A 13,608-nucleotide genomic window follows, 5' to 3' on the forward strand; every position below is an offset into this window, starting at 1 on the left:
CGAGGTCAGTCATCCAGCGGATCGAGGTCGCCCCAGCTCGTGCGGCTGATCGCGCGCTTGACCTCGTCCATGAAATGCCCCTGCGGGCCGGCCGGCGCGCGCACGCCGGGCGCCGGCGCCGACGCCCCATTCGTGCCGCTGGCGCCATTCCCGGCCGGCGCGGCGGCCGGATCGCGCGTCGCGCGCTGCACATGGCGGTTCAGCAGCTCGCGGTCGCGCGGCGTCAGCTGCGACGCGGCGACGACGATCACCGGGATCGCCGCCGTCAGCGGATCGCGCTGCAGCGCCTCGACGACGCCGATGCCATCGACCTCCGTCATCAGCAGGTCCAGCACGATCAGGTCGGGCACATGGCGCCGCGCCAGCTCGATGCCCTCCTTGCCGCCGGTCGCGCGCAGCACCGAGAACCCCGGCTGCGACAGGTGCGCGCTGAGCGACTGCAGGTCGCCCGGCGCGTCGCTGATCGCCAGCACCAGGAACTTGCGCGTCGCGGTCGGCCTGAAGCCGAGCATCTCCAGCTCCTTGCTGAGCGCCTTGCGCGACACCGGCTTGTGCAGCACCGCCGAGGCGCCCAGCGACAGCGCCACCTCCTGGCCCGCGTCCACCGACACCACCACCACCGGGATGTGGGCCCAGCCCGGCAGGTTCTTCAGCCGCGACAGCAGCTCCCAGCCATCGAGCCCCGGCAGGTTGACCTCCAGCGTGATCAGGGCGGGCCGCAGCTGGTGCGCGAGCTCCAGCGCCGCCTCGGCCGAGTCGACATGCCGCACGCGGAAGCCGGCCGCGTTCAGCTGCGTCTCCATCAGCGCCGCCGCCTGCCGGTTGTGCTCGATGACCAGCGCCAGCGGCCGCGCGCCGGCCTCGTCCGGCAGGATGACGTCCGGGATCACCGGCTCGCGCCACGGCAGCCAGCAGGTGAAGCAACTGCCCTTCTCGGGCTGGCTGCTCACCGCCACCGCGCCGCCGTGCAGCTGCACCAGCCGCGCCACCGTCGCCAGGCCCAGGCCGGTGCCCTCGACCTTGTGCGTCATCACGTTGCGGATCTGGTTGAAGGGCTGGAACAGCTTCTCCAGCCCCTCCGGCGGAATGCCGATGCCATCGTCGGTGACGCTGATCTGGACGAACTCGTCGTAGTCGCTTTCGGGCAGCTCGGTGCGCCGCCCCGACGGGAAGCCCGGCAGCGCCTCGCGCGCCCGGGCCCGCGGCACGCGCCGCGCCTCGAGCCGGATGTGCCCCGCCTTGGGCGTGAACTTCGCGGCGTTGGACAGCAGGTTGTAGATGATCTGCCGCAGCCGCCGCCGGTCCACGCACACCCGCTGGCCGCCGCCGACGCCGATGAAGCTCATCTCGACGCGGTTCAGCCGCGCGCGCTCCTGGACGATGGTCAGCGCGTCGCGCAGCAGCTCGTCCAGGTCGACGGGCTCGATGTCGAGGTCGACGCGGCCGGCCTCGATCTTGGCCATGTCCAGCAGGTCGTTCACCAGCGACAGCAGATGCTGCCCGGCGTTGTGGATGTGGTTGCAGAACTCGGCCTGCCGCTCGCTGACCGGTCCGGCGGCGCCGTCGCGCATCAGCTGCGCGAAGCCGATCACCGCGTTCAGCGGCGTGCGCAGCTCATGCGACATCGTCGACAGGAAGGCGGTCTTGGCGCTGCTGGCGCGGCTGAGCTCCGAATTGAGCTGCTCCAGCGCGTCGTTGCGCTGCTGCAGCGCGGCCAGCAGCTCGGCGCGGCTGTCGGCCAGGTCGCGCGCGGCGCGGGCCTCGGCCGCCTCCATCGCGCTGTTGTGCAGCTCGGCATGGACGCGGCGCGCCTCGTCCTCGAACTGCTTGCGGCGCAGCTGCGCGCGCAGCCGCGCCTTGAGCAGCTCGACCTCGCCATTGGCCTTGACGACGTAATCGTCGGCGCCGGCCTCCAGGCCCGCGAGCATCGACGCGCGCCCCTCGAAGGCCGTCAGCAGCAGCACCGGGATGTCGCGCAGCGCGGGCGCGGACTTGATGCGGCGGCAGGTCTCCAGGCCGCCGATGCCCGGCATCTGCACGTCCAGCAGCACCGCGTCCACGGTCTGCACCGCGAGCAGCTCCAGCGCCTGCTCGCCATTGCCGGCCGCGATCACGTCGAAGCCGTCGTCGCGCAGCGTCGCGCCGAGCTCGGCCAGCACGTTGGCGCTGTCGTCCACCAGCAGCAGGCGCTTGGGGCCGAGCAGGCTCGCGCCCTGTTCCGGCAGGCTGGCCGTGGCGCTGCGCAGCATCGCGCCGACGCGCGCCAGGATCAGGTCGACATCGTCCTGCTTGCGCGCGAACGCGTCGGCGCCGGCCTCCAGCGCGCGCAGCTCCGCCTCCGGCCCCTCGTCGGCGGTCAGCAGCAGGCAGGGCGTGTGGCGCAGCGCCGGATCCAGCCGCAGCCGGCGGATCACCGCCGCGCCATCGATGCCGGGCATGTGCTGGTCGACGATCACCGCGTTGGGCCGCAGCGCGGCGGCCTGGCGCAATCCCTCCTCGCCGTGCGCGGCCATGTGGATGCCATAGCCCTGCGGCTCGAGCGCCTCGCGCAGCGCCTCGCGGAAGGTCTCGCTGTCGTCGATCAGCAGCACCGAGGCGGCGTGCGGCGCCGGCACCATCCGCGCCTGGCGCTGGCGCACCAGCTCGCGCGCGCGATCGACGACGTAGACGCGGTCGTAGGGCTTGCCGACGTACTCGTCGGCGCCGTGGGCCAGGCCGCGTAGCCGGTCGCCGGCCTGCGACGCGTTGGACAGGATCAGCACCACGCACTCGCTGCCCTGCGGCGCGGCGCGCAGCTCGGGCAGCCAGGCGGCGCCGTCGCCGTCCGGCAGCAGGTTGTCCAGCAGCACCAGCGCCGGCACGCCCGCGGCCAGCGCCGCCCGGGCCTGCGCCAGCGACGCGCATTCGACGCAGTCGAAGCCGGCGTCCTCGAGCGCCTCGCGCAGGTCCATCCGGACCGTCAGGCTGTCCTCGACGATGAAAGTTCTCTTGTTCATGAATGGGCTCCTCCCCAGGCCATACCGCTCAAGCCCATCAGGGCGGGGCCGATGTCGGCCAGTGGCAGCACGCGCTCCGCGGCGCCCAGCTGGGCGGCTTCGCGCGGCATGCCATAGACCATCGAACTGGCTTCGTCCTGCGCCAGCGTCGCGCCTCCCGCGCGCCGGATCGCGAGCAGGCCCTGCGCCCCGTCGCGCCCCATGCCGGTGAGCAGCGCCGCCGCGACGCCGCTGCCGATCTCCAGCGCCAGCGACTCGAACAGCACGTCCACCGACGGCCGGCACGAGTGCCGCGGTGGCGCATGGCTGAGCTGCAGCTGGCCGGACTGCAGCACCAGGTGCGAGTCCGGCGGCGCCAGCACGACCTGGCCGGCCAGGTCGTGCAGCCGCTCGCCGCCATGGGCGTAGCGCACGCGGTGCGGCGTCTGCGCGTCCAGCCATTCGGCGAAGCCGCGGCTGAACACCGCGTTGATGTGCATGACGATCAGCACCGGCAGCGGCGCCGGCGCCGGCAGCGTCTGCAGCACCTTCATCAGCGCGCCCGGACCGCCGGTGGATGCGCCCAGCGCCAGCAGCGCGCGGCGCGGCGTCAGCGGGGCGCCGGGCAGCCGCGCCGAAGGCCGGCCGCTGATGCGCGCGCGCACATGCGTGATCACGCGGATGCGCGCCACCAGGCGCAGCAGCGTCAGGTACCGGCGCTCCCATTCGCCTTCGGGCATGCCGGCGCCGGGCTTCTCCAGCACCTCGACGGCGCCGGCGGCCAGCGCCTCGTAGGTGCGCAGCAGCTCGCCCCGGTTGGTCGACGAGGACACGATCAGGATCGGCGTCGGGCAGTGGGCCATGATGGCCTCGGTCGCCGCCTGGCCGTCCATGCCGGGCAGCATCATGTCCATCGACACGACGTCCGGCCGCAGCTGCTGGCACAGCGCCACCGCCTGGGCACCGTCATGCGCCTCGCCCACGAGCTCGATGTCGGCCTGCGAGGCCAGCACCTCGCGGATGTGCGCCAGCACGGTGATCGAGTCCTCGACCACCAGCACCCGCAGCGGGCGTCCCGCCTTGGCCGCGGCCGGCCCCGCGGTCGCGCTGGCGCCGCCGAGCCCGCCGATGCCACCGATGCCGCCGATGCCACCGCTCATGCGGACGCTCCTTGGACCGCCGCGCCGCCCGCTTCGGCCTGCGCCGAGCGCGCCACCAGCCGCGCGACCTGCGCGAGGAACTCGTTCTGCGCGAACTCGCCCTTGACGATGTAGCCGTCGGCGCCGGCGGACTTGCCGCGCGCGAGGTCCTCGGGCGCGTTGCGCGAGGTCACCAGCACCGCCGGGATGTCGCGCAGCGCCGCGTCGCCGCGAATGGTCTCGACGAACTCGAAGCCGCTCATGCCCGGCATCTCGACGTCGACCAGGATGAGCGCGTAGCGCTCGCGGCGCGCCGCCTCCAGTCCGTCCTCGGCGGAGGCGGCCATGTGCACGCGATAGCCGGCGGCCTCCAGGATGCTCTGCTCCAGCATGCGCGTGGTGAGCGAGTCGTCGATGACCAGGATGGTGCCGGTGCGCGGCGGCGGCGGGGCCGCGTGCGGGCGGGCGCTGCGCGCCGCGGCCACGAGGCCGTCCGGCGCCAGCACCGGCACCGGCTGCCGCGCCGCGTCCAGCGCGAGTCCGGCGATCAGCGGGGAGGGCGGCAGCAGCGCCGGCGGCGGCCGCAGCACGACGCTGGTCACGCCGTCGAGCGAGTCCACGCCCAGCGCCGCCCGCTGTCCGCCGGCGCGCAGCACCAGCGCGGATCGCGGCGGCGCGGGCGGATCGCCGGGACGCAGCGCGTCGGCCAGCGACAGATGCGGCAGCAGCTCGTCGCCGACCGCGACATGGGAGCCGTTCAGCACCGGGCGCTGCAGCACGCACTCGACGGCATCGAGCGGCACCCAGGCCGACAGCATGCCGGCGCAGACGCGGATCGCGCGCAGCGCCGCCAGCTGCAGCGGCACGCAGAGCTCGACCGTGGTGCCTTCGCCGCGGCGGCTGCGCAGCGTCAGGCGGCCGCCGAGGCGGTCCGCCGTGTCGCGCACCAGGTCCATGCCGACGCCGCGCCCGGCCAGCGCGTCCACGCGCCGCGCGGTGCTCAGGCCGCCGCGCAGCAGGCGCTCGATCAGCGCGCCGTCGTCCAGGCGCGCCGCGCCCGGAATGCCCTTGTCGATGGCGGTGCGGCGCAGCGCGTCCAGGTCCAGCCCGGCGCCGTCGTCGGCGCAGCAGAACAGCACCTCGCGGCCGCGCCGTTCGACGCGCAGCTCGATCCGTCCCTGCGGCGGCTTGCCGGCGGCGGCGCGCTCGGCCGGCGTCTCGATGCCGTGCGCGACGGCGTTGCGCACCATCTGCACCAGCGCGCCGGCGACCGCGTTCAGGAGCGCCGCCTCCAGCTTCACGTCGCCGCCCGAGCCGGTCAGGCGCGCCTGCTTGTCCTGCGAGCGCGCCGCGTCGCGCGCGCTGCGCTGCAGCGGCGCGAACAGCTGCGACGCGGGCAGCAGCCGCAGCTGCTCGGCGCCATCGCGCAGCGCGACGAGCTCGCGCGCGAGCTGGCGCGCGCCGCGCTCGATCTGGTCCTCGATGCGCGCCAGCGGGCCGGCGAGCAGTTCCTGCTGGCCCGACAGCGTGCCGCGCAACTCGCGCAGCATCGCCGCGGCGCGCTCGATCGGCGCGAGGTGGCCTTGCGTGCGCGCGATGTCGCCAAGCAGGCCATCGAGCTCCTCCGGCAGCAGCTGCGGCACGGCGAGCAGGCCGGTGATGGGGTCGTCGCCGGGCTCCTCCGCGGCGCGGTCAGGGCCCGCCGGCCGCGGCCCGCCCGCGCCTGACGCCGATGACGGCCCATCGCTCGGACCCGGCACCCCCGCGGGACCTCCGGCATCCCGCGCCGGCGAGGGCCCCGCGGACACCGGAGCGGCCGCGGCCGCTGGCGCGTCCAGGGCCGAGATCGCGTCGCCGGCCGCGTCGATCAGCGCCAGCAGCGCGTCGATGCCGGCGCGGTCGGGCGCCTCGCCGCTGTCGCGCAGCGGCGTGAGCAGGTCCTCGATCGCGTGCGCCTGCGCCGCGATGCCGGGCTGGCGCACGACGCTCGCCGCGCCCTTGAGCGTGTGGGCCAGGCGCAGCATCCGCGGCGCGAGGTCGGGCACGGGTCCCTGCTCCGCGGCGAGCACGGCCTCGCTCATCTGGCGCAGCAGATCGCGGGCTTCGACGCGGAAGAAGCGGTAAGGGTCCTTGGCCACGGGCGCGGGGTCGTCGGGGTTGAACGGGTGGAAGGGCGCCGCTCAGGCCGGCTGGGCCTGCACCAGGCGCAGCAGGTCGCGCGACATCTCGGCCAGCTCGGTCGCCGTCTGCGAGGTCTGGCCGGAACTGGCCTCGGTCTCGCGCGAGGCCTGCGCGGTGTTGGACAGCGCCACGTTGAGCTGCTCGACGGCGGTTGCCTGCTGCTTGGTGGACAGCTCGATCTCGCGCGCCGCGTCGGTGGTCGTCACCACCAGGCCGGCGATGCGGTTGAACGTCGCCGCGACGTCGTCGAACTGGCGCGCGCCCGCGTCCACCGCCTTGGAGCCGGTCTCCGTGGCCATCACCGTCGTGTTGACCGCGCCGCGCACGTCGTCGATCTGCGCGCGGATCTCCTTGGTCGAGGCGGTCATCCGGTCGGCGAGCTTGCGGATCTCGTCCGCCACGACGCTGAAGCGCCGGCCCGCGTCGCCCGCCACGGTGGCCTCGATGGTGGCGTTGATCGCCAGGATGTTGGTCTGCTCGGCCAGTTCGCCCACCAGGTCCAGCACCACGCCGATCTGCTGCGACTTGCGGCCCAGGTCCAGCATGTGGTCCACCACCAGGTCGCTCTGGCGCCGCATCGCGGCGGTGGTTTCGCGCGCCGCCTGCAGCGTGCCATCGCCGCCGCGCGCGAAGCTGGCGGTCTGCTCGGCGATGCCGACCACGCGCTGCGCGCTGTCGGCGATCTGGCGCGAGGTGGCCAGCAGCTCGGAAATGGTGGTCGAGATCTCGGTCATCGAGGTCGCGGTCTCGCGCGCGCCGGCGGCCTGCTGGTTGGCGGCGGCCTGCAGCTCGGCCGACGAGCGCTGCACGTGCTTCACCGCCGTGCCGACCTGGCCGCTCAGCGCGCGGCTGAGCGTCAGCGCCGCCGCCAGCACCAGCAGCGCGCCGGCGATCGTGCCCCAGACGATGGTCTGGCGCACGCCGCTGGCGGTGGCCTCGACCTCCTTGGCGCGCTCGCGCAGCAACTCGGTCTCCTCATCCTCCATCTGGGTGACCACGGTGCGCAGCTCGTCCATGCGCCGCTTGCCCTCGCCCAGCTTGACGTTGCGGATGGCGGCCTCCAGGCCGTCGACGCGCCGGGTCTCGATGCGGTCCTTGTGCATCGCCATCAGGCCGTCGATCATCGCGCTCGCCTGCTCGAAGCGGGCCTGCTGCGCCGGGCTGTCGCGCAGCAGCGGCTTGAGTTCCGACATCATCCGCGGCAGGTTGGCCAGGACCCCGCGATAAGGCTCGAGGTAGCTTTCCTCGCCCGTCAGCAGGTAGCCGCGCTGCGAGGTCTCCGCGTCCTTCATCAGGCTGAGCAGGCTGGTGATGTGGGTCACCGCGGCATGCGTGCGGGTGACCTGGTAGCTGTTCTGCGTCAGGATGTCGACGCTGCGGTAGGCCAGCGCGCCGATCAGCATCAGCAGCGCGAAGGACAGCGCGAATCCCACCGTCAGCTTTCTTGCGAAGGTCCACATGGGTGCTCCCTGTCATCGGCCGGCGCGGCCGGCGGTCGTCATGGTCGTTGTCGTCGGCGCCGCGGCGCGGTCCGCGTAGGCGGCGGCATCCAGCTGCCCGCCCGCGATCGCGGCGATCACGCCTTCAAGCTCGATCAGCGGCCGCAGCGCGCCGCCGCAGCGCACGGCCCAGCCGGTGCCGGTGGCGTCGCTCTGCTGCAGCCGGTCGCCGGGCGCCAGGCGCCATTGGCCGTCGAAGCCCTCGAAGGCCAGCGCCAGCGGCGCGGCCCGCGCGATCACCCACCAGCGCGGCGCCGCCGCCGGGCCGCGGCCGATCAGCGCCTGCAGGTCGTAGAGCGGCAAGACCTGGCCCTGATGGCCGGCGAGTCCGAGCAGTCCCGGAGCGGTGGCCGGATAGGGGGCGTGTGGCATGGCGGGTGTCAGTCCGGCCAGGTCGGCCAGGTTCAGGGCGAACGGGTCGCCGGCAATCCGTATGCCCAGCACGTCGAGCGCGGCCTCGTCCTCGCGCTGGCGCAAGGGCTCGGCGAACGAGCGGTCGAAGGCCTCGCGCCAGTCGCGCAGCCTCATGCGGGTCGCTTCCGTCATGACCGGACCTCCTGGATCTCGTCGCGGCACAGGCGCCGCAGGTCATCGCGTTCGAAACCGCCGCCGAAGCGGCGCAGCCGCTCGGCGGACTCGCCGTCCAGCAGCTCGAGCGCGCGCCGCAGCTCGCGCCGCGCGGCGACGAGCTCGCCGCGGCGCCGCGCGAGCAGGCCCAGCCGCAGGTGCGGCAGCGCGAAGGCGGCGTCCTTGGCCGCCGCGCGCTGGTGATGCCACTCGGCGGCGGGCAGCTGGCCGCGCTCCTCCATCGCGAGTCCCTGCAGGAACAGCACGTCGGCCTGCAGCGCGGCGGGCGTGCGCGGCGCGATCAGCCGCGCGCAGGCGCGCAGGCCATCCTCGAGCTGACCGGCCTCCACCAGCAGCAAGGCCTCGTCGAGCAGGGCCTGGTCCGCGCCGGCGTCCGGTCCGGGCGCGGGCGAGGGAAGCGGCGTCGGGGTCTCGGCGGCCGGCGCGGGTGCCGCCCACGGGAAGGGCCAGGCGGGCGGCGCGCCGGGGCTTTCGCGCCGGTAGAAGAAGCAGCCGTGCGATTGCCGCAGCGTCAGGCCGGCCGCGCGCGCCTGGGTCTGGCCGCGCAGCGTCTCGGCATGGCCCAGGAACAACGCGCCGCCCGGCGCCAGCGAGCCGGTCAGGTGGCGGATCGCCTGCCGCAGCGCGGCCGGCTCCAGATACATCAGCACATTGCGGCAGAAGATGACGTCGAAGCGGTCCGGCGTCCAGAACGCGGCGTCGGGCTGGCCCAGCTGGCGCAGCTCGAAGCGCACCCGCTCGCGGATGGAAGGAAGCGGCGTCCACTCGCGGTCGCCGTCATTGCCGTTGTTGCCGGCACGCCGGAACCAGAGCTCGCGCAACTCGGGCGGCGTGGCGCGCAGGCTCCATTCGCCATAGCGCGCCGCCGCCGCGCGCGCCAGCGCCGCCGGATTCACGTCCAGCGCCAGCACCTCCCAATCGATGCCCTGCGCCTGCAGGCCCGCGCGATGCAGCGTGATCGCCAGCGTGTAGGCCTCCTCGCCGGTGGCGCAGCCGGCGGACAGCACGCGCAGCCGCCCGCCCGGCGGCAGGCCGCGCACCAGCGACGGCAGCAGTTCGACCCGCAGCGCGTCCAGCTGCTCGGGATGGCGGAAGAAGAAGGTCTCGCCGACCGTCAGCTCGGCCGCGAGCGCGTCCAGGCCGGCCCGCGTCGGTGCCAGTTCCATCTGATCGAGGAAGCGCTCCGGGCCCGCATCGCCGGCGGCGCGTCCGAGCGCCGCGCTCAAGCGGTCGTCCTGACGGTCGTCGAACTGCAGGCCCAGCCGCGCGGCGAGCAGCCCGCGCAGGCGCGACAGAAGCGGCGTCGGCGGCGCGGCGTCGGGCGGCCCCGCGCGCGTCATGAGGCGGCTCCCGCCTGGGCCGGCGCCAGCGGCGCCGCGGCGTGGCCGAGCAGTTCGTCAGGCAGCAGGCGGCCCTGGTCGAGCACGGCCACCAGCTCGTCGTCGCGTTCGGCCAGCGCGGCGACCGCGCCATGCCCGCGATCGCGCAGCAACGGGGGCAGGGCGCGCAGCTCGGAGAAGGGAAGTTCGTGCAGGCCGAGCACCTCGGCCACCGCGAGCGCGACGCGGCGTTCGCCCACGCGCACGACCACGTAGCGCGCGGCGGGCGCGGCGCCGTTCATGCCGAGCAGGCCCGCCAGGTCCACCACCGGGAGCCAGTCGCCGCGGATGCGCGCCAGGCCCGGCACGTGGACCACGGGCGCCGCCAGCGGTCTCAGCGGCTGCGGACGCAGCGCTTCCTCGACCGCCTCCAGCGGCAGGCCGCAGAGCCGGGACTGCACCCGGCACACCAGGACTCGAACCACGCCACTCGATGGCTTGTGCATCCTTCCGGCTCCCTGTTTGCGCCAGTCTATGCCGGCGTCAGGCGGGCAGGCGTTGCCGAAGGTCATTCGCCAGGGCGCCCGCGAGTCGTCCAGGGTCGCAGAGAAGGCCGTGACGCCGGGTTCGGGTAAACCCTTGACGCATGTTGGCGACCGCCGCCTCCGCTCCTTGTCTTTTAGGTCATCGCCACTAAAAAAGGGTGGTCAAGGATTGCCATTCCGACCCGGAACTGATCAAAATAGAACGATCGTTCGTTTTATTATTCCGGGCATCGTGTCCACCACCTCCGCCACCGCCGCCAAGCCCGCCGCTCCCGCCGTCCCTGGGGCGCGCCGCGGCACGCGCTCGCTCCAGAAGGGCGCCCAGACCCGCGCCGCGATCCTGGACGCGGCGCTGGGGCTGGCCTCGCACATGGGGCTGGAGGGCCTGTCCATCGGCGCATTGGCCGATGTGACGAAGATGAGCAAGTCCGGCGTGTTCGCGCATTTCGGCTCGCGCGAGGAACTGCAGATCGCGGTGGTGCGCGAGTATCACGCCAAGTTCGAAGAGGAAGTCTTCTTCACCGCGATCCGCCAGCCGCGCGGCCTGCCGCGCCTGCGCGCGCTGTTCGAGCGCTGGGTGCACCGCACTTCGGTCGAGGTGGACTCGGGCTGCATCTACATCAGCGGCGCGGTGGAATTCGATGACCGGCCCGGCCCGGTGCGTGACGCGCTGGTGGCCATGGTGCGCGACTGGCATGCCGCGATCCGCAAGGCCATCCTGCTGGCGCAGGAGTGCGGCCACCTGGCGCCCGATGCCGATCCCGACCAGGTCCTGTTCGAGATGCATGGCCTGATCCTCTCGCTGCATCACGATGCGCGCTTCCTGCGCAGCCCCGGCGCGCTGGCGCGAGCCCGCACGGGCCTGGAGCGCATCCTCGACAGCTTCGCCACGCCGGCCGGCCGCAAGGCCGATGCCCTGGCGCGGCAACCCAAACCCGCCGCGGCAGCGGCGGCCCCCGCCGGACGCAAGCGCGCCTGAGCGGGGTCAGGTCTCTCCCATTCCACCCATAGAACCACCATCAGGAGTTCCTCATGCCTCAGTACAACCCGCCCCTGCGCGACATGAAGTTCGTGCTGCACGAGCTGCTGCACGCGGTCGACGAGCTGAAGCTGCTCCCCGCGCATGCCGAGGTCGACGAGGACACCATCAACGCGGTGCTGGAAGAGGGCGGCAAGTTCGCGGCCGAGGTGCTGGCCCCGATCAACCTGTCGGGCGACCTGGAAGGCTGCACGCTGGACAAGACCACCCATGAGGTGAAGGCGCCCAAGGGCTTCAAGGAAGCCTACGCGCAGTATGTCGAGGGCGGCTGGCCCGCGCTCTCCTGCGATCCGGAATACGGCGGCCAGGGCCTGCCGGTGCTGGTCAACCAGTTCATGTACGAGATGATGAACTCGGCCAACCAGGCCTGGACCATGTACCCGGGCCTGAGCCACGGCGCCTACGAGGCGCTGCACGCGCACGGCACGCCGGAGCAGAAGTCCACCTACCTGCCCAAGCTGACCTCCGGCGAGTGGACCGGCACGATGTGCCTGACCGAGCCGCACTGCGGCACCGACCTGGGCCTGCTGCGCTCCAAGGCCGAGCCGCAGGGCGACGGCACCTACAAGATCACCGGCCAGAAGATCTTCATCTCCGCCGGCGAGCACGACCTGGCCGAGAACATCGTCCACCTGGTGCTGGCGCGCCTGCCGGACGCTCCGGCCGGCTCCAAGGGCATCTCGCTGTTCATCGTGCCCAAGTTCAACGTCAACGCCGACGGCTCGCTGGGCGAGCGCAACCCGGTGTACTGCGGCGGCCTGGAGCACAAGATGGGCATCCACGGCAACGCCACCGCGCAGATCGTGCTGGACGGCGCCGTCGGCACGCTGGTCGGCCAGCCCAACAAGGGCCTGCAGGCGATGTTCGTGATGATGAACGCCGCCCGCCTGGGCGTGGGCAACCAGTCGCTGGGTCTGACGGAAGTGGCGTACCAGAACGCCGTCGTCTACGCCAAGGACCGCATCCAGATGCGCGCGCTGTCGGGCCCCAAGGCGCCGGACAAGCCGGCCGATCCGATCATCGTGCACCCCGATGTGCGCAAGATGCTGCTGACCGCGCGCGCCTACGCCGAAGGCGGCCGCGCGCTGTCGGCCTACGTGGCGCTGCAGCTGGACAAGGCGCTGGCCAGCGACGACGCCGACGAGGCCAAGGCCTGCGAGGACGAGGTCGCGCTGCTGACGCCGATCATCAAGGCCTTCATCTCGGACAACGCCTGGATCGCGACCTCGCACTGCATGCAGGTGTATGGCGGCCACGGCTACATCCACGAGTGGGGCATGGAGCAGTTCGTCCGCGACTCGCGCATCAACATGACCTACGAGGGCACGAACACCGTGCAGTCGCTGGACCTGCTGGGCCGCAAGATCCTGGGCAACAACGGCGCGACGCTGAAGAAGTTCGGCAAGAAGATCGCCGAGTTCGTCGAGGAAGAGGGCACCAGCGAGGCGATGCAGGAGTTCATCAACCCGCTGGCCGACATCGGCGACAAGGTCACCAAGCTGACCACCGAGATCGGCATGAAGGCCTTCCAGAACCCCGATGAAGTCGGCGCCGCCGCGGTGGACTACCTGCGCGTCGTGGGTCACCTGTGCTTCGCCTACATGTGGGCGCGCATGGCCAAGCTGGCGCTGGAGAAGAAGGACGGCGGCGATCCGTTCTACACCGCCAAGCTGGCGACGGCGCGCTTCTACTTCGCCAAGCTGCTGCCCGAGACCGCGAGCCTGATCCGCACCGCGCGCGCGGGATTGAGCCCGCTGATGGAAATGGACGAAGCGCTGTTCTAAAAACGGCGTCACGGGCGCCCCCTCGAGCGGGGCGCCCGCGTTCACCCCTCCCTACAACACGGAAGACCGGAGAGAGACAAACGATGAAACCGCTGTTCGCCACCGCCGTCGCCCTGGGCCTGGGGCTGTCCGCCAACCTCGCGCTGGCCCAGACCGCCACCAGCCCGGTCGGGGTCTGGAAGACGATCGACGACGAGACCCGGCAGGAGCGCTCCACCGTCCGCATCAGCGAGGTGGGCGGCGTGCTCGTGGGCCGGATCGAGAAGATCACCGACCCGGCCAAGCAGACGGCCAGGTGCGACGAGTGCGCCGACGAGCGCAAGGGCCAGCCCATCCTCGGCCTGACCATCCTTCGCAACGTCAAGAAGAACGGCGACGACGCCGATCTGTGGGACGGCGGCGACATCCTCGATCCGTCCAACGGCAAGGTCTACCGCGTGCGCCTGCGCCCGGTGGACGGCGGCAAGAAGCTGGAGGTGCGCGGTTTCATCGGCATGCCACTGCTGGGCCGTACACAGACCTGGATCCGCGTCGAGTAA

At 72.8% G+C, this 13,608-nt stretch carries 10 protein-coding genes; 3 read left to right on the forward strand and 7 right to left on the reverse strand.

The window, feature by feature from the left end; translation table 11 throughout:
- Positions 1-5 precede the first annotated feature (5 nt).
- The 7 genes from ACEN96_RS07340 to ACEN96_RS07370 are packed head-to-tail and all read right to left on the reverse strand — an operon-like array spanning position 6 to position 10,207.
- A complete protein-coding gene (locus ACEN96_RS07340; RefSeq protein ID WP_495587381.1) occupies positions 6-2,996 on the reverse strand; it encodes a response regulator in 2,991 nt (996 codons plus the stop codon).
- Complete coding sequence (gene cheB, locus ACEN96_RS07345; RefSeq protein ID WP_495587382.1) at positions 2,993-4,135, reverse strand: chemotaxis-specific protein-glutamate methyltransferase CheB; 1,143 nt, start codon at positions 4,133-4,135, stop codon at positions 2,993-2,995. Before cheB ends, ACEN96_RS07340 begins: the two co-directional genes overlap by 4 nt.
- Complete coding sequence (locus tag ACEN96_RS07350; protein ID WP_495587383.1) at positions 4,132-6,252, reverse strand: hybrid sensor histidine kinase/response regulator; 2,121 nt, start codon at positions 6,250-6,252, stop codon at positions 4,132-4,134. The genes cheB and ACEN96_RS07350 overlap by 4 nt, the downstream gene beginning before the upstream one ends.
- Before the next feature lie 42 nt (positions 6,253-6,294).
- Positions 6,295-7,755, reverse strand: a complete 1,461-nt coding sequence (locus ACEN96_RS07355; RefSeq protein ID WP_495587384.1) for a CHASE3 domain-containing protein — start codon at positions 7,753-7,755, stop codon at positions 6,295-6,297.
- 12 nt (positions 7,756-7,767) lie between these two features.
- Positions 7,768-8,340 (reverse strand): chemotaxis protein CheW, encoded by a 573-nt coding sequence (locus tag ACEN96_RS07360; RefSeq protein WP_495587385.1) that lies wholly within the window; start codon positions 8,338-8,340, stop codon positions 7,768-7,770.
- On the reverse strand, positions 8,337-9,722 hold the full coding sequence (locus ACEN96_RS07365) for a CheR family methyltransferase (protein WP_495587386.1): 1,386 nt from the start codon (positions 9,720-9,722) through the stop codon (positions 8,337-8,339). The genes ACEN96_RS07360 and ACEN96_RS07365 overlap by 4 nt, the downstream gene beginning before the upstream one ends.
- Positions 9,719-10,207 carry a chemotaxis protein CheW gene (locus tag ACEN96_RS07370; RefSeq protein ID WP_495587387.1) on the reverse strand — a complete coding sequence of 163 codons (489 nt, stop codon included), beginning with the start codon at positions 10,205-10,207 and terminating at the stop codon, positions 9,719-9,721. The genes ACEN96_RS07365 and ACEN96_RS07370 overlap by 4 nt, the downstream gene beginning before the upstream one ends.
- A gap of 271 nt (positions 10,208-10,478) precedes the next feature.
- Here ACEN96_RS07370 and ACEN96_RS07375 point away from each other — a divergent pair, with 271 nt between their 5' ends.
- The 3 genes from ACEN96_RS07375 (at position 10,479) to ACEN96_RS07385 (ending at position 13,608) form a co-directional block, all read left to right on the forward strand.
- A complete protein-coding gene (locus tag ACEN96_RS07375; protein WP_495587388.1) occupies positions 10,479-11,225 on the forward strand; it encodes a TetR/AcrR family transcriptional regulator in 747 nt (248 codons plus the stop codon).
- Positions 11,226-11,278: 53 nt separating this feature from the next.
- A complete protein-coding gene (locus ACEN96_RS07380) occupies positions 11,279-13,069 on the forward strand; it encodes an acyl-CoA dehydrogenase C-terminal domain-containing protein (RefSeq protein ID WP_495587389.1) in 1,791 nt (596 codons plus the stop codon).
- Positions 13,070-13,152: 83 nt separating this feature from the next.
- Complete coding sequence (locus ACEN96_RS07385; RefSeq protein WP_495587390.1) at positions 13,153-13,608, forward strand: DUF2147 domain-containing protein; 456 nt, start codon at positions 13,153-13,155, stop codon at positions 13,606-13,608.

The organism is Roseateles sp. Mitsp63 (assembly GCF_059491535.1).

Coding starts and splice junctions, on each gene's coding strand:
- cheB (WP_495587382.1), bottom strand. CDS start 4,135: ATGAGCGGTGGCATCGGCGGCATCGGTGGCATCGGCGGGCTCGGCGGC.
- ACEN96_RS07340 (WP_495587381.1), bottom strand. CDS start 2,996: ATGAACAAGAGAACTTTCATCGTCGAGGACAGCCTGACGGTCCGGATG.
- ACEN96_RS07360 (WP_495587385.1), bottom strand. CDS start 8,340: ATGACGGAAGCGACCCGCATGAGGCTGCGCGACTGGCGCGAGGCCTTC.
- ACEN96_RS07380 (WP_495587389.1), top strand. CDS start 11,279: ATGCCTCAGTACAACCCGCCCCTGCGCGACATGAAGTTCGTGCTGCAC.
- ACEN96_RS07370 (WP_495587387.1), bottom strand. CDS start 10,207: ATGCACAAGCCATCGAGTGGCGTGGTTCGAGTCCTGGTGTGCCGGGTG.
- ACEN96_RS07385 (WP_495587390.1), top strand. CDS start 13,153: ATGAAACCGCTGTTCGCCACCGCCGTCGCCCTGGGCCTGGGGCTGTCC.
- ACEN96_RS07365 (WP_495587386.1), bottom strand. CDS start 9,722: ATGACGCGCGCGGGGCCGCCCGACGCCGCGCCGCCGACGCCGCTTCTG.
- ACEN96_RS07355 (WP_495587384.1), bottom strand. CDS start 7,755: ATGTGGACCTTCGCAAGAAAGCTGACGGTGGGATTCGCGCTGTCCTTC.